The organism is Bradyrhizobium sp. NBAIM14, from assembly GCF_020193895.1.
GTDB classification, from domain to species: Bacteria; Pseudomonadota; Alphaproteobacteria; order Rhizobiales; family Xanthobacteraceae; genus Bradyrhizobium; species Bradyrhizobium yuanmingense.
The window spans coordinates 88,551-102,612 of sequence record NZ_JADYVQ010000020.1; the positions used below are offsets into that span (position 1 = coordinate 88,551).

The following is a 14,062-nucleotide window of genomic DNA, read 5'->3' on the forward strand; positions in this document are numbered from 1 at the left end:
AATGGCTGATTTCGACGTCGACCTCTTCGTCATTGGTGGCGGCTCGGGCGGCGTCCGTGCCGCCCGCATCGCGGCCGGCTACGGCGCCCGCGTCATGATCGCGGAAGAGTACCGCATGGGCGGCACCTGCGTGATCCGCGGCTGTGTGCCGAAGAAGCTGTTCGTGATCGGCTCGCACGTCCGTCACGAGCTCGAGGACGCCGCCGGCTTCGGCTGGACCGTGCCGCCCGCCAGCTTCGACTGGCCGACGCTGATCGCCAACAAGGACAAGGAGATCGCGCGGCTGGAGGCGGCCTACACCGCCAACGTCGAGAAATCAGGCGCGCAGATCGTCAAGAGCCGCGCGGTGATCGAGGACAAGCACACCGTCCGCCTGCTCGAGAACGACAGGAAGGTCACGGCGAAGTACATCCTGATCGCCACCGGCGGCGCGCCCAACCATGGCGCGGCGATCCCCGGCATCGAGCACGTGATCTCCTCCAACGAGGCGTTTCATCTTGCGAGGCTGCCGAAGCGGATCGTGATCCAGGGCGGCGGCTATATCGCGCTGGAATTCGCCGGCATCTTCGCCGGCTTCGGCTCCGATGTTACGGTAATCTATCGCGGCGACAACATTCTGCGCGGCTTCGACGAGGATGTCCGGACCCATGTCCGCGCCGAGATGGAGAAGCAGGGCATCACCATCCTCACCGGCTGCACCGTGACCAAGGTCGACCGCCACGGCGAGGACTTCACCACGCATCTGTCGAACGGCTCGAGCCTCGCCTCCGACCAGGTGATGTTCGCGATCGGCCGCCATCCGAACGTCGCCAATCTCGGCCTGGAGAATGCCGGCGTCGCCATCAATCCCGCCAACGGCGGCATCGCGGTCGACCATTTCTCCAAGAGCTCGGTCGACAGCATCTATGCCATCGGCGACGTCACCCACCGCTTCAACCTGACGCCGGTCGCGATCCGGGAGGGCCATGCCTTCGCCGACACGGTGTTCGGCAAGCGCGAGGTGCAGGTCGACCACGCCAATATCCCGACGGCCGTGTTCTCGCAGCCGGAGGTCGGCACTGTCGGCCTGACGGAAACCGAGGCGCGCGCGCAATTCAGCCACGTCGACATCTACAAGACGACGTTCCGGCCCATCAAGGCGACGATGTCCGGCCGCGACACCCGCGTGCTGATGAAGCTCGTGGTCGACGGCGCGACCGACCGCGTGCTCGGCTGTCACATCGTCGGCGATGCCGCCGCCGAGATCACGCAGGCCGTCGCGATCGCGGTGAAGATGAAGGCGACCAAGGCCGATTTCGACGCGACCATCGCGCTGCATCCGACCGCGGCCGAAGAGCTCGTCACCATGCGCACCCCGACCGCACGGCACGTGCGGCAGGCGGCGGAGTAGCCTCAGCCGTACAGATATCCGACCGGCTTGCCTTCGGTGCGCAGGGGACGCACGTCCTTTTGCGTGATGATCTGACCGGCGAGGCCGTCGATCTCGTCGCGCTGTGTCGCCGTCCAGCTGCGCAGCTCGTTCATGCCCTTGAGCAGGCCGAGGCGGAGGACCTGCGTGTTTTCGCCGACGCCGATCAGGCTGATGGAATCCTTGCCCGCCGTCACCACGTCGCCGGCAGAGAGTTCAAAGCTCTCGCCGGACTTCTTCTTGAACTCGGCCGTGCCGCGAATGACGCGATAGATCACGACCTCGCCCTTGGCAAAGCGGGTCGCGTCCGCCGCGGCAGACGTGCTCTTCGGCAAGAGCGCGTGGCCACGCGGGTCGGTCGCGATGATGTGGCCGGTGACGAGATGCCCGCTCGGAATCTCGATGCCGATGTCGCGAATGTAAACCGGCATCGCCGATCTGACAGAACCATCGGTGAGCGGCTTGAACAGCGCGTCGAGCGCCAGGGGATCCTGAAGCCAGAAGCCGGCATCGGCCGGGCGGTCATGCAGCGGATGGCTCCAGGCCACGCGCGGCGTTTCGTCCTCATTGATCTGATCCGGGCCGACAATGGTCGGGTTCGGAAAGGTGGTGGGATCGGTGATGAAGGCTTCGAGAAATTTGCCGGAATAGCCCATCGAGATCGGATCGGGCACCACCGTCTGCGGCGTCTTCAAATTCTCTTCGGTCGACAGGCCCGACCAGGTGTAGAACAGCTGGCGATGCACGATCGCGCTTTGCAGCATCACCGCGCCCGGGCCGACATTGTACCAGCGGCCGTCATAGTCGAAGGTGAACGCGCCCGAGGTGACCAGCACGAGCTGAAAGCCGCCCGGCGGCAGATGTAGATGGAAGTCGGTGGGGCCGGTGTCGGGCCGATAGATCGGCAGATTGGTGGCGACCTCGTGCAGCAGGAAGGTTTCGTTGTTGGCGTGGAAGCCTTCGTTGGCGCGGTTGTAGAGCGCCTGCGGCCGGTAGGTCGCCTCGAAATTCGCATTCTTGTCGCGATCGATCGCCACGAAGTCCTGATCGTTGAGGCGCAGCCGGGCGCCGTTCGGATGGGTGAGACCGGTGAATTTGATGTTTCCGGCAGCATGCACGTTCATGGCATTCTCCGATCTGAGGCCATTCATCCCGGAAGCCGAGCGCCGTGACTGACCGCTCCTCATCGTGGCCGGGCAGGGACTTGGCCTGATACTGTCTTGCGAATTTCAGGCCAGCCGGAGCGCAATGCGGCGCGCTGGTCTGCCGGCTGCACGCGACGCGCAAATAATCGAGATTGCACCTGAGGTTAGGCAATGGGTGGCGCCGAACTCGCCCGACCTGTCCTGGCAAGCCGTCAGTGGGCGCAGCGGCTTGTCTTGTCTAATTTGTCGGCATGCCCTGCAAAAGCGCATGCAGCCGGCCTCCGCGACGGGCGCCTGGCACGGTTCAGTCGAATGATCGCGGGAGCGCCGGCTCGGGCTTGCCGGACGGGCTGCCTGCCCATTTCGCCATGTCCATGGCGCGCGCGTCGAAGCCTTCGCACCAGAGGCAGCTCGGCTCCGTGTGGCCGTGGGCCGTCAGCATCGGGACAAGCGCATGGCCGCAGCCGGTGCAGGGTGTGGTGCGATTCATGCGCTTCTCCAACGATCTCCGCAATTCAGGAATGGCATTTTCGTCGCGCAAGCTTGCGCGGGCGCTATGACGGTGCAGGAGCACTGCGATCCACAGGCGCGCTCGTTCCTGACAGCGTAGAGGTAGCGATCCATTGTGACACGGCTGCGATGTCGTCGCCGCTTTCGCGATAGGCGCGAAGCTGGAATTCCGCCGAGCTGCCGCGCGCGACGATGGTGCGGCAGTGTTCGATCTCGGCGGAGCAGTTCAATGCGGCTGCGTCCTCCGCAATGTCGTCGATCACCCCGGTGAGCAGCTCCGAGATCGTCACCGGCCCGTCCGTGGAGGCGAAGATGCAGTCGGTGCCGTAGCGCTGGGCGCGCCATTTGTTCTCGACCGCGATCGCGCGCTCGACCGCAGTGACCTCCCGGGACAGCTGAGGGCGCAGATAGAGATGCCGCGTCAGGCAGCGGTAGAGCGAGGCGATGGCAACCGCGTCGTCGACGAAGGTGCAGGTGTCGGGCGCGCGAAGCTCCAGCGTCGGATGCTTCATGGAGGGGCGCATTGCCCACCAGATGTGGCTTTCGTCCGGGATCACGCCGGAGCGCTGCAACGCGCCGACATAAGCGTCGAAATCCTGCTTGCCTTCGAACAATTCGGGCAGGCCGGTGCGCGGCAGCTCGGAATAAGCCGCGAGGCGGTAGCCCTTCAATCCGGTCTTGTGCGAATTCCAGAACGGCGAGGACGTCGACAGCGCGATGAACAGCGGCAGATGCGGCAGCATGGCCCGCATCACCGCCATGCGCTTCTCGGGATCCGGCAGCTGCACGTGCACATGCATGCCGCACATCATGTTGCGGTGGCCGATGCTGCGCAGATCCTCGATCATCTCCTCGTAGCGCGGTTTCGGGCTGGGCTGCGACATGCGCCAGACTGCGCTCGGGTGCGTGCCGCAGGCCATGATCACGAAGCCGTATTGCGCAGCGACGTTCGCGACCTCGCGTCGCAGGAAGCGCAGCTCCTCGCGCGCGTCGTTCACGTCGACATGAACGTTGGTTGCGACCTCGAGCTGCGATTGCAGCATCTCGCGCATGGCCTGGCCGCCGGTCGACCAGTTTGCCGATTCGAACAGCTCGTTGGGCGTGCGGATCGCGACCTCGAAGCTGCGGCGGTCAGCGAGGAAGTATTCCTCCTCGATGCCGAAGGAATATTCCGCCGGATTGCCGCCGCCGCCGGCAGAACGGATGACGACATGCTGCTTGTCCTCGGAGGGGGCAAGACGTAGCAGCTTTGAAACGTCTGAAGCAAATGTCATTGGCCACCGGCGCGGTCATTACCTGCGGGCGATAATCCGTCTGATTGTGGCCGGTTCCGCACCCGATGTACTGGAAATTGCAAGGTCGAACGGAACAATTTTGACGGCTTCGGACGCTCGCGCGATCAGGGCGTGGTTCGGCGGGACTTCCGCCCAGTCCGATTCCTTATCGAACGGCTCGGAGACGACGATGACTTGCCCGCCGTCCTCGCGGAAGTAGAGCGTGTTCGCGGCATCGTTCACCGAGACCCGAAATGCGTAGAGGTCGCGGCCGTTGGCAATCGCGCTGGTAAAGCGCAGCCGCTCCCGAAGCCCGCCTTCATTGACGAATCCGAGGAGCGATTGCAGCACGGACTGTGTCGCGCCGAGCGGATCGTGCTCGAGACCGGCCCCCATCATGGCCAGGAACACGGCTTCCGAATCCGTCGTGCCCAGCCGCGACGGATAGTAGGCATCGGGAATCAGCGCCTCGACTTTGCGCCGCAGCCGATTCCAGCTGCCGACGAACCCGTTGTGCATGAACATCCAGTGCCCGCAGGCAAAGGGGTGACAATTCTGCCGCGTCACGGCCGTGCCGGTTGCGGCACGCACATGAGCGAAGAACAGATGCGAGTGCAGATGCCGGCAGAGGTAGCGCAGGTTTTCGTCCGACCACGCCGGGCGCGTCTCGCGATAAAGGCCCGGCTCGGGGTGCTCGCCATACCAGCCGAGACCAAAGCCGTCTCCGTTCGAGCCCGCCGTGGACTGAAGCGAGCGGATGCTCTGCGCAATCAGCGAATGCTCGGGTTCGGTGACATAAGGCTCGAACGAGGTGGTTTCGCCCCGGTATGCGATCCAGCGGCACATGCGGGTTCCTGCCAGGCGGTTTGATGCGTCGCGAGGTGCATCAACACCTGTTACGGACGCATGGTTCCAGCTGCGAAAGGGTTGCATGACCGATCCCGCAACGCCGAACGGATGCGGCGGCTGGTCGCAGCCGGTCCTCCTTGATTCCGACAGGCGTACCTATAATTCTGAAGCGAACAAGAATCCGGGCCCCTCTGGCGAGGACGTCGACGTTCGTCGGCAAACCTCGCGATGTCGGATGACCAGTCCCGCGCGAATGCGATGGATCGGCCGATTGTCGGGCCCCCTGTTTCGTTTTCTCCGACCATTCGTCCCCATCGCAGCTCCGTGCGGCTATTTCGCAAGTTAAGGGAGCTACGATGTCCGGAACCAAGTCCTCAAATTCGATCGAGATCACGGAACCGTCCAGCCTGAATGAGCAGGCCGCGGCGGCCGTGGTGATCGTGGGCGCCCTGGTAGCGGTTGCTGACCGGCGCGTCTCACCCGTCGAACGCGACGAGGTGATCCGTTTCATCAGAGACCGCAAGCTGGCGCCGCACATCGGCGACGAACGGCTCCGTGCGATGTTCGACGAACTCGCCGAACGGCTCGAAGAGCCGGATTTTGCCAACGTCGTGATCGATACGCTGCGACCGGTTTCGAACCTGCCGCTGTCGTCGCATCTGGTGGAGCTGTCGGAGCGCGTTGCTGCCGCAGACGAGGACGTACATCCCCACGAAGTCCAGGCGATTAAATTGTTGCGCTTGCTGACGCTGGTGCTGCCGCGCGCGAAGCCGGTCGGGGCGAGTGCGCCGGGCCCCAAGCTGCAGGCCGCCTCGAAGGGGTAAGCATGAGCACGATTTCGAACGAGCGCGCCAGGCAAACCGAGGGGAACACCGAGCAGATCGCTGGTGGAGACCCGCGCCTGGCCAAGCTCGTCGACCGCCTGCCGCCGCGCATGAGCGACACCCTGACCTATCTGCTCAAGCCGTCCAGCCGCTGGGTCAGGATCCCCTCGGGCACGCTGCTGGTCGTCGGCGGTGTGCTCTCCATCCTCCCGGTGCTCGGCGTCTGGATGCTGCCGCTCGGCCTTGCTCTGCTCGCCGAGGACGTGCCTGCGCTGCGCTCCTCCCGTTCAAAAGTCTTCGACTGGATCGAGCGGCGCAAGCCGCATTGGCTCGATCCGTCTGCCTCTAGGAATGATCAATCATGACTGAACTCATCACCGCCGAAGCGCTGTCCGCGCTGTTTCAAGTCATCCTGATCGATCTCGTGCTCGCCGGCGACAATGCCGTCGTCATCGGCCTTGCGGCTGCCGGCCTGCCGGCCGAGCAGCGCCGCCGCGCCATCATCGTCGGTATCGCCGCTGCCACCGCACTGCGTATCGCCTTCGCCGGCGTTGCGACCCAGCTTCTGCAAGTGATCGGCCTTCTGCTCGCCGGCGGCGTGTTGCTGCTCTGGGTCTGCTGGAAGATGTGGCGCGAGCTGCGCGAGCAGGCCGCGCATTCGAAAGAACTCGCATTCGATAGTAACGGCGCAGGTGCTGCGCCGGTACAGCAGCCGGTAACGCAGAAGACTTTCGGCCAAGCGGCGGTGCAGATCGTCGCCGCCGACGTGTCGATGTCGCTCGACAACGTGCTCGCGGTCGCGGGCGCCGCGCGGGAGCATCCCTACATCCTGGCCTTCGGCCTGCTCTTGTCGGTTGGGATGATGGGCGTTGCCGCGGATCTGCTTGGCCGTTTGCTCCAGAAGCAGCGCTGGGTGGCCTATGTCGGCCTCGCCATCATCCTTTACGTCTCGTTTGAGATGATCTATCGCGGCACGCTGGAACTTGCACCGGTGATTGCGAGTCTCTGAGGCGACAATCTACCGCAGTCCGGAGTGATCAATGACGTCTGAACCCAAAGCACCTTCGGCGCGGGCCGCGCCGTTGCCGCCGGTCGGCCTGCTTCCGAAGCTGATCTTCGGCTCGCGCTGGCTGCAGCTGCCGCTCTATGTTGGCCTCATTGTCGCCCAGTCCGTCTATGTGCTGTTGTTCCTGAAGGAGCTCTGGCACCTCGTCTTGCATTCGTTCGACGCCAGCGAGCAGCAGATCATGCTGGTCGTGCTCGGGCTGATTGACGTCGTCATGATCTCGAACCTTCTGATCATGGTAATCGTGGGTGGATACGAGACCTTCGTTTCCCGGCTGAACCTCAGCGGCCATCCGGACGAGCCGGAATGGCTCGGTCACGTCAATGCCAGCGTGCTCAAGATCAAGCTTGCAATGGCGATCATCGGCATCTCCTCGATCTCGCTGCTCAGGACCTTCATCGAGGCCGGCAATCTCGGCACGACCCGCAGCAATTTCACCGAGAGCGGGGTAATGTGGCAGGTGCTGATTCATATGACCTTCATCGTCTCGGCGGTCGGCATCGCCTGGGTCGACCGCCTCAGCGAGAGCGGCCATCGCAAGGCGGCCGAGCACGGCTGATAAGCTGGCCGCCCAATACCTCCCGAGCGGCCAATCCTGGAGCCCGCCTGATCGTCCGGTTGGGCGGGCTCTCTTTCGAGATCGATAAAATTGTCTGCAATCGGTTCAGTGCCGGCAAACGCTGCCGACAAGAAGCCGGGCGCCTTAAACCAGGCCTTTGGAACCGATCTGCATCCTGCCCGCAAAGGGCAGGGCATCGGGCATGACAATTCTCAGGGAGATCGTCGCAGCGGTCGCGGGAGTCTACGCGCTCCTGCTGGTCTGTGACGCATTGTTCGGCGTCGGCGAGGCGCGCTTCGACGACGCTTATTACCGCGCAAGCTTCTACGCACCGCGGCCGAAGGAGTTTCGGTTCGCGAGCGACACGCCGCCGGCGGTGCGCGTCAGCGACGCCTTCGCGCAGTTCGCACCTAGCGACGCCAAGCCGAACCGGCGCTACTCGTCGCTGACGACGATCATCCGCTGACGCAGCCTCATTCCCCCTGAATCCATTCCGCGACGCCGCGCCACAGCGTGTCGCGGTGCTCGGGGCGGAAGAAGCCGAAATGGCCTATTCCCTTGGCGCCGACGTCGGACGGTTTGACCATCAGCACCTCCGGCTTGATCGCAGTGAATCCGCTCGCGAGCAACTCGACCGCGGGCCGCGTCGCCCAGGGATCGTCGGAGAAGCATAGGGAGCGCAGCTCGCCCTTGAACCTGGCGAAGTTCTCGAGTGCCGGCAGCTTTGAATCGAACAGATAGCGCGGGCTCGAGACCCATTCGGTCCATTGCAGGAAGACGCCCTTGGGCAAATCCTCGCCGACGCCGGCCCAGCCCGGTGCGTAACCGAGTGCATGGACCAGCGGCACGCCGACAAAATTCATGAAGGCGTAGACCCGGTATTTCTCCGGCGAGGTCATCAACCGCCATGTCGCGGCCTGCGAGGCCACCAAGGCCGCGCGCGAGATCTCGCTGTTGTTCGCGATCAGCCCGAGCGCCTGGCCGCCGAAGGAATGGCCGATATAGGCGAGCGGCAGGGCATGATAGCGCTCGCGCATCCAACTGACCGCGGCGGTGACGTCGAGCGCGGCCCAGTCCGACATCGAGGCCTTGAAGCCGACCAGCGATTTTGGCTGGTTGTAGCCGACCATCGCCGGCAGGCGGGAATCGCCGATGCCGCGATAATCGTAGGTCAGCACCGCGCAGCCGCGATGGGCGAGGTAGGAGGCAAAGCCCCGATAGATCTTTCGCGGCACGGCGGTCGCCGAATTGATCAGGACGGCATGGCGCTTGGCGCCGCGCGGCAGGAACAGGGTGCCGGTCAGGGCATAGCCGTCGGCTGCCGGGAAGCTGATCTCGTCGATGAAAACGTCATCCAGTGCCGCGCCCATGGCGGTCGGTGTCCTGTCGGATTCCTCAAGCCTGCCCAAGCAAATGCGAATTCGGCTTTGGCCGCAAGGGTTTGCGCTGCGAAATGGATTTACAACTGGCGGGGCGTGGCCGGCCTGTGTATAAGGCGGCCCTCGCAACCCCTAGATCAGGTTGTGGTTTTTGCTTCACGGAGAGATTGCGATGTCCGAGCGGTGGACGCCCGAGTCCTGGCGCAGCAAGCCGGTGCTACAGGTGCCCGAATATCCCGACACCAAGGCTCTGGCTGACGTCGAGGCGCAGCTTGCGACCTTTCCGCCGCTGGTGTTCGCAGGCGAGGCGCGCAATCTGAAGAAGGCTTTGGGCCGCGTTGCGGCGGGCGAAGCCTTCCTGCTGCAGGGCGGCGACTGCGCCGAGAGCTTCGCCGAGCACGGCGCCAACAACATCCGCGACTTCTTCCGCGTGCTGCTGCAGATGGCGGTGGTGCTGACCTATGCCGGCGCGGTGCCGGTGGTGAAGGTCGGCCGCATCGCCGGCCAATTCGCCAAACCGCGCTCGTCGGCGACCGAGAAGGTGAATGGCGTCGAGCTGCCGAGCTATCGCGGCGACATCGTCAACGACATCGCCTTCACCAGCGAAGCGCGCATTCCCGATCCGCAGCGCCAGCTGATGGCCTATCGCCAGTCCGCCGCGACGCTGAACCTGCTCCGCGCGTTCGCCACCGGCGGCTTCGCCAATCTCGGCAGCGTGCATCAATGGATGCTGGGTTTCCTCAAGGATAGCCCGCAGTCACGCCGCTACAAGGAGCTGGCCGACCGCATCTCGGACGCGCTCAACTTCATGCGCGCCTGCGGCCTCGACCTCGAGAGCCATCCGGAGCTGCGTGCCACCGATTTCTACACCAGCCATGAGGCGCTGCTGCTCGGCTACGAGCAGGCCATGACCCGCGTCGATTCCACCACCGGCGACTGGTACGCGACCTCGGGCCACATGATCTGGATCGGCGATCGCACCCGCCAGCTCGATCACGGCCATGTCGAATATTTCCGCGGCATCAAGAATCCGATCGGGCTGAAGTGCGGCCCCTCGCTCAAGGTGGACGAGCTGCTGAAGCTGATCGACGTGCTCAATCCCGACAACGAGCCGGGCCGGCTGACGCTGATCGGCCGCTTCGGCTCCGACAAGATCGGCGAGCATCTGCCGAACATGGTCCGCGCCGTGAAGCGCGAGGGCCGGGTGGTGGTCTGGTCCTGCGATCCCATGCACGGCAACACCATCACCTCGACGTCCGGCTACAAGACTCGCCCGTTCGACCGCATCCTGTCCGAGGTCAAGTCGTTCTTCGCGGTCCACGCCGCCGAGGGCACCCATGCCGGCGGCGTGCATCTGGAGATGACCGGCCAGGACGTCACCGAATGTCTCGGCGGCGCCCGCGCGATCACGGATGAGGATCTCAACGATCGCTACCACACGGTCTGCGATCCCCGCCTCAACGCCGAGCAATCCATCGATATGGCGTTCCTGGTCGCGGAGCTGCTCAAGCAGGAGCGCGCCGGCAAGGCTCAGCCGATTCCGGCCGCAGCGGGGCTGTAAGACCTTGCTGCGGATCTGGAAGGCCACGATCAATTCCCGCAACGGGCTGGCCTTTGCGTTCCGGTCGGAGCAGGCGGTCCGCGAGGAGATCTTTGCGCTGCTGCTGTCGGTGCCGCTCGCCTGGTTCATCGGCGCCACCGCGATGCGCGCGGTCGAATTGGTGTGCTCTGTCGCTTTCGTGCTGACGGTCGAGTTGCTCAATACCGCGATCGAGAAGCTCGCCGACCGGCTGACCTTGGATCACGACAAGCAGATCGGCCGAGTCAAGGACATGGGCTCGGCCGCGGTTGGCGTTGCGCTCTTGATGACCGGCGCGTTCTGGATCATTGCCATCATCGAGCGATTGGGGTTCCTCTAGAGCGCGGAGACAATCCATTGCGCGTGGGTGTCCGAGGTCCCTTCACCTCTCCCCAACGGGGAGAGGTCGATTTGTGTCTCGCGATGCGGAGCATCGTCGAGCTCAAATCGGGTGAGGGAGCTCAGCTCCCACGAGACACCGTAACCCCTCACCCGAATTGCATCTCCGACGCAATTCGACCTCTCCCTTCGGGAGAGGTGAAAGCGAGCGCGCGATGACCGAACGTCTCGACACATTCGCGGTCACGCTCGCCCAGCTCAATCCGACCATGGGCGACGTGGAGGGCAATGCGGCCAAGGCGCGCGCGGCGCGGGCGCAGGCCAAGTCCGGCGGCGCCGATCTCGTGTTGTTTCCAGAACTGTTCATCGCCGGCTATCCGCCGGAAGACCTGGTGCAGAAGCCCGCCTTCCAGGCCGCCTGCCGCGCCGCGATCGAAAGCCTCGCGCGCGAGACCGCCGATGGCGGGCCTGCGATGCTGGTCGGCACGCCCTGGGTCGAGGAGGGCATGCTCTACAATGCCTGTGCGCTGCTCGACGGCGGGCGCATCGCGAGCCTGCGTTTCAAGTGCAACCTGCCGAATTACGGCGTGTTCGACGAGAAGCGGCTGTTTTCGCGCGGCCCTGCCGCCGGTCCCGTGACTGTGCGCGGCGTGCGCATCGGTGTGCCGATCTGCGAGGACATCTGGCTGGAAGAGTCCGAGGATTACGAGAACGTGGTCGAGACGCTGGCCGAGACCGGCGCCGAGATCATCCTGGTGCCGAACGGCTCGCCTTACGCCCGCGACAAGAACGACGTGCGCCTGTCGGTCGCGGTGGCGCGCGTCACGGAGAGCGGGCTGCCGCTGGTCTATCTCAACCAGGTCGGCGGCCAGGACGAGCTCGTGTTCGACGGCGCATCCTTCGCGCTCAATGGCGATCTCTCGCTCGCGGCGCAGCTGCCGGCCTTCGAAGAGGGCATCGTCACGCTGCGCTTCAGCAGAAACGGCGACGACTGGCGCTGCAGCGGGCCGATCGCCGAGCTGCCCGAGGGCGACAAGGCCGACTACGCCGCCTGCGTGCTGGGCTTACGCGATTACGTCACCAAGAACGGCTTTCCAGGCGTGCTGCTCGGCATCTCCGGCGGCATCGATTCGGCGCTCTGCGCGGCGATCGCGGTCGACGCGCTCGGCGTCGACCAGGTGCATGGCGTGATGCTGCCTTACCGCTACACCGCGCCGCATTCGATCGCGGATGCCGGCGAGCTCGCCGGCCATCTCGGCATCCGCTACGAGGTGCTGCCGATCGCCGAAGCCGTGACCGGGTTCGAGACGATCCTGTCCGGCATCTTCAAGAACCTGCCGCCCGATATCACCGAGGAGAACCTCCAGGCCCGCACCCGCGGCACGCTGCTGATGGCGATCTCCAACAAGACCGGGCTGATGGTGGTGACGACCGGCAACAAGTCGGAGATGTCGGTCGGCTACGCCACGCTTTATGGCGACATGAACGGCGGCTTCAACCCGATGAAGGACATCTACAAGACGCAGGTGTTCCGCCTGGCAAGCCTGCGCAATTCCTGGAAGCCGGAGGGCGCGCTCGGCCCTGCCGGCGAGGTGATCCCGCCCGACATCATCACGCGCCCGCCGACCGCGGAGCTGCGCGAGAACCAGACCGATCAGGACTCGTTGCCGCCTTACGACGTGCTCGATGCCATCCTGGAGCGCCTGGTCGAGCGCGAGGAGCCGCTCGACCAGATCATCGCCGCCGGCTTCGACCGCGAGACGGTGATCCGGATCGATCATCTGCTCAACGTCGCCGAATACAAGCGCCGCCAGGCCGCGCCTGGGGTGAAGGTGACACCGAAGAATTTCGGCCGCGACCGCCGTTATCCCATCACCAACCGTTTTCGCGACAAGGGCCAGCCGTTGCCGGCGACGGATGAGGCGCTGGTGTCACGTGGAAGCACGGCGTCAATCGACGCATTCGAGGGGTGAAGCCTGGCCTGAGCGACGGCAGGCGCTATGACGGGGTTGCGAAAAACAGCACCCTCAGGAAGCGCGTGTATTCGGATTCGAGCGCCATGATCGCCACAAATACGAATACCACGACCGGCGGCAGCAGGATGGCATAGGTCAAGGCCAGCCGCTCCCAGGCCATGTGCATGAAGACGGCGACGATCAGGCCGGCCTTCAACATCATGAACAGCAGGATCAGCGACCACCTCAGATAGCCATGCAGGCCAAAGTAGTCGACGAGGTAGGAGAACGTGCTGAGGACGAACAACCAGCCCCAGACCACGAGGTAGAGCTTGATCGGGTGCTGTTGCCCCTCGGCGTGAACGGCTTCCGTTGCGACTGCGCCGTGCGCCGGAGCGTGGAGCCGCTCTTCCATGTGTACCGCCGCGTTTGTCATGCGCCGACCTCACCAAAGATAGAAGAATGCAAAGATGAACACCCACACGAGATCGACGAAGTGCCAGTACAGGCCCGTGATCTCGACGATCTCGTAATTCCCCCTTCGGCTCGTGAAGAAGCCGCGCCTCTCGACGTCGAAGTCGCCACGAAAGACCTTTCGCGCGATGGCGATCAGGAAGATCACACCGAACGTCACATGGGTGCCGTGGAAGCCGGTGATCATGAAGAAGCTCGCACCAAACTGCGGGGCGCCCCATGGATTGCCCCAGGGCCGGACGCCCTCCATGATCAGCTTGGTCCATTCGAAGGCCTGCATTCCGACGAAGGTCGCGCCGAAGGCTGCAGTGACCAGCATCAGGATCGCGGTTCTCACCCGATCGCGGCGGTAGCCGAAATTGACGGCCATCGCCATCGTACCGCTGCTGCTGATCAGCACGAAGGTCATGATGGCGATCAGGATCAGGGGCATGTGGTTGCCCCCGATATCGAGGGCGAAGACTTCGCTGGGATTGGGCCACGGCACGGTCGTCGACATGCGCGCCGTCATGTAGGAGAGCAGGAAGCAACTGAAGATGAAGGTGTCGCTGAGGAGGAAGATCCACATCATGGCCTTGCCCCAGGACACGTTCTTGAAGGCGCGCTGATCGGACGCCCAGTCGGCGGCGATGCCGCGCCAGCCTTCAAGCCGCGCAGGCGATTGGCCCGGATTTGTCAGCACGGTCTCAGCCATCTGGTCT

General features: G+C 64.3%; 16 protein-coding genes. 9 read left to right on the forward strand and 7 right to left on the reverse strand.

Going from position 1 to position 14,062, the window contains the following annotated elements:
• Nucleotide 1: 1 nt before the first annotated feature.
• On the forward strand, nt 2-1,390 hold the full coding sequence (gene gor / locus I6F28_RS31345) for a glutathione-disulfide reductase (RefSeq protein WP_036001552.1): 1,389 nt from the start codon (nt 2-4) through the stop codon (nt 1,388-1,390).
• Nucleotides 1,391-1,392: 2 nt separating this feature from the next.
• Here the strand turns inward: gor and I6F28_RS31350 are convergent, their stop codons facing one another.
• From I6F28_RS31350 to I6F28_RS31365, 4 genes are all read right to left on the reverse strand, one after another.
• Entirely contained in the window at nt 1,393-2,532 is a 1,140-nt protein-coding gene (locus tag I6F28_RS31350) for a glucuronate isomerase (protein WP_225142768.1), read from the reverse strand.
• 325 nt (nt 2,533-2,857) lie between these two features.
• The gene (locus tag I6F28_RS31355) at nt 2,858-3,043 is read right to left on the reverse strand and encodes a hypothetical protein (RefSeq protein WP_225141415.1); all 186 of its coding nucleotides are present in this window, start codon (nt 3,041-3,043) and stop codon (nt 2,858-2,860) included.
• Nucleotides 3,044-3,107: 64 nt separating this feature from the next.
• Nucleotides 3,108-4,337, reverse strand: a complete 1,230-nt coding sequence (locus I6F28_RS31360) for a carboxylate-amine ligase (RefSeq protein WP_225142771.1) — start codon at nt 4,335-4,337, stop codon at nt 3,108-3,110.
• Between the two features lie 18 nt (nt 4,338-4,355).
• Entirely contained in the window at nt 4,356-5,183 is an 828-nt protein-coding gene (locus tag I6F28_RS31365) for a class II glutamine amidotransferase (protein WP_036001537.1), read from the reverse strand.
• Nucleotides 5,184-5,542: 359 nt separating this feature from the next.
• Between I6F28_RS31365 and I6F28_RS31370 the strand changes: the two genes are divergently transcribed.
• From I6F28_RS31370 to I6F28_RS31390, 5 genes are all read left to right on the forward strand, one after another.
• On the forward strand, nt 5,543-6,010 hold the full coding sequence (locus I6F28_RS31370) for a tellurite resistance TerB family protein (protein WP_109144143.1): 468 nt from the start codon (nt 5,543-5,545) through the stop codon (nt 6,008-6,010).
• A 2-nt stretch (nt 6,011-6,012) separates the two neighbouring features.
• Nucleotides 6,013-6,375, forward strand: coding sequence for a hypothetical protein (locus tag I6F28_RS31375; protein WP_036022245.1), 363 nt, complete (start codon nt 6,013-6,015; stop codon nt 6,373-6,375).
• Nucleotides 6,372-7,019, forward strand: coding sequence for a TerC family protein (locus I6F28_RS31380; RefSeq protein ID WP_036022248.1), 648 nt, complete (start codon nt 6,372-6,374; stop codon nt 7,017-7,019). Before I6F28_RS31375 ends, I6F28_RS31380 begins: the two co-directional genes overlap by 4 nt.
• A gap of 31 nt (nt 7,020-7,050) precedes the next feature.
• The gene (locus tag I6F28_RS31385) at nt 7,051-7,635 is read left to right on the forward strand and encodes a TIGR00645 family protein (RefSeq protein ID WP_036022249.1); all 585 of its coding nucleotides are present in this window, start codon (nt 7,051-7,053) and stop codon (nt 7,633-7,635) included.
• Nucleotides 7,636-7,837: 202 nt separating this feature from the next.
• Complete coding sequence (locus I6F28_RS31390; RefSeq protein ID WP_036001521.1) at nt 7,838-8,101, forward strand: hypothetical protein; 264 nt, start codon at nt 7,838-7,840, stop codon at nt 8,099-8,101.
• A gap of 7 nt (nt 8,102-8,108) precedes the next feature.
• Here the strand turns inward: I6F28_RS31390 and I6F28_RS31395 are convergent, their stop codons facing one another.
• Complete coding sequence (locus I6F28_RS31395) at nt 8,109-9,005, reverse strand: alpha/beta hydrolase family protein (RefSeq protein WP_225132832.1); 897 nt, start codon at nt 9,003-9,005, stop codon at nt 8,109-8,111.
• Nucleotides 9,006-9,186: 181 nt separating this feature from the next.
• Here I6F28_RS31395 and I6F28_RS31400 point away from each other — a divergent pair, with 181 nt between their 5' ends.
• The 3 genes from I6F28_RS31400 (at nt 9,187) to I6F28_RS31410 (ending at nt 12,905) form a co-directional block, all read left to right on the forward strand.
• Nucleotides 9,187-10,575, forward strand: coding sequence for a class II 3-deoxy-7-phosphoheptulonate synthase (locus tag I6F28_RS31400; protein ID WP_225141419.1), 1,389 nt, complete (start codon nt 9,187-9,189; stop codon nt 10,573-10,575).
• Between the two features lie 4 nt (nt 10,576-10,579).
• Entirely contained in the window at nt 10,580-10,933 is a 354-nt protein-coding gene (locus tag I6F28_RS31405; RefSeq protein WP_036001513.1) for a diacylglycerol kinase, read from the forward strand.
• 214 nt (nt 10,934-11,147) lie between these two features.
• Nucleotides 11,148-12,905, forward strand: a complete 1,758-nt coding sequence (locus I6F28_RS31410; protein ID WP_225142773.1) for an NAD+ synthase — start codon at nt 11,148-11,150, stop codon at nt 12,903-12,905.
• 25 nt (nt 12,906-12,930) lie between these two features.
• Here the strand turns inward: I6F28_RS31410 and I6F28_RS31415 are convergent, their stop codons facing one another.
• Together I6F28_RS31415 and I6F28_RS31420 are read right to left on the reverse strand one after the other, a co-directional pair.
• The gene (locus I6F28_RS31415; protein WP_036001507.1) at nt 12,931-13,323 is read right to left on the reverse strand and encodes a cytochrome C oxidase subunit IV family protein; all 393 of its coding nucleotides are present in this window, start codon (nt 13,321-13,323) and stop codon (nt 12,931-12,933) included.
• Between the two features lie 9 nt (nt 13,324-13,332).
• On the reverse strand, nt 13,333-14,055 hold the full coding sequence (locus I6F28_RS31420; RefSeq protein ID WP_036001504.1) for a heme-copper oxidase subunit III family protein: 723 nt from the start codon (nt 14,053-14,055) through the stop codon (nt 13,333-13,335).
• Nucleotides 14,056-14,062: the final 7 nt, after the last annotated feature.

Excerpts from the sequence above, each read along its gene's own strand:
- I6F28_RS31390 (WP_036001521.1), top strand. The coding sequence starts at position 7,838 with ATGACAATTCTCAGGGAGATCGTCGCAGCGGTCGCGGGAGTCTACGCG.
- I6F28_RS31370 (WP_109144143.1), top strand. The coding sequence starts at position 5,543 with ATGTCCGGAACCAAGTCCTCAAATTCGATCGAGATCACGGAACCGTCC.
- I6F28_RS31395 (WP_225132832.1), bottom strand. The coding sequence starts at position 9,005 with ATGGGCGCGGCACTGGATGACGTTTTCATCGACGAGATCAGCTTCCCG.
- I6F28_RS31410 (WP_225142773.1), top strand. The coding sequence starts at position 11,148 with ATGACCGAACGTCTCGACACATTCGCGGTCACGCTCGCCCAGCTCAAT.
- I6F28_RS31420 (WP_036001504.1), bottom strand. The coding sequence starts at position 14,055 with ATGGCTGAGACCGTGCTGACAAATCCGGGCCAATCGCCTGCGCGGCTT.
- I6F28_RS31415 (WP_036001507.1), bottom strand. The coding sequence starts at position 13,323 with ATGACAAACGCGGCGGTACACATGGAAGAGCGGCTCCACGCTCCGGCG.
- I6F28_RS31385 (WP_036022249.1), top strand. The coding sequence starts at position 7,051 with ATGACGTCTGAACCCAAAGCACCTTCGGCGCGGGCCGCGCCGTTGCCG.
- I6F28_RS31375 (WP_036022245.1), top strand. The coding sequence starts at position 6,013 with ATGAGCACGATTTCGAACGAGCGCGCCAGGCAAACCGAGGGGAACACC.
- I6F28_RS31380 (WP_036022248.1), top strand. The coding sequence starts at position 6,372 with ATGACTGAACTCATCACCGCCGAAGCGCTGTCCGCGCTGTTTCAAGTC.
- I6F28_RS31355 (WP_225141415.1), bottom strand. The coding sequence starts at position 3,043 with ATGAATCGCACCACACCCTGCACCGGCTGCGGCCATGCGCTTGTCCCG.
- I6F28_RS31350 (WP_225142768.1), bottom strand. The coding sequence starts at position 2,532 with ATGAACGTGCATGCTGCCGGAAACATCAAATTCACCGGTCTCACCCAT.
- I6F28_RS31365 (WP_036001537.1), bottom strand. The coding sequence starts at position 5,183 with ATGTGCCGCTGGATCGCATACCGGGGCGAAACCACCTCGTTCGAGCCT.
- gor (WP_036001552.1), top strand. The coding sequence starts at position 2 with ATGGCTGATTTCGACGTCGACCTCTTCGTCATTGGTGGCGGCTCGGGC.
- I6F28_RS31360 (WP_225142771.1), bottom strand. The coding sequence starts at position 4,337 with ATGACATTTGCTTCAGACGTTTCAAAGCTGCTACGTCTTGCCCCCTCC.
- I6F28_RS31400 (WP_225141419.1), top strand. The coding sequence starts at position 9,187 with ATGTCCGAGCGGTGGACGCCCGAGTCCTGGCGCAGCAAGCCGGTGCTA.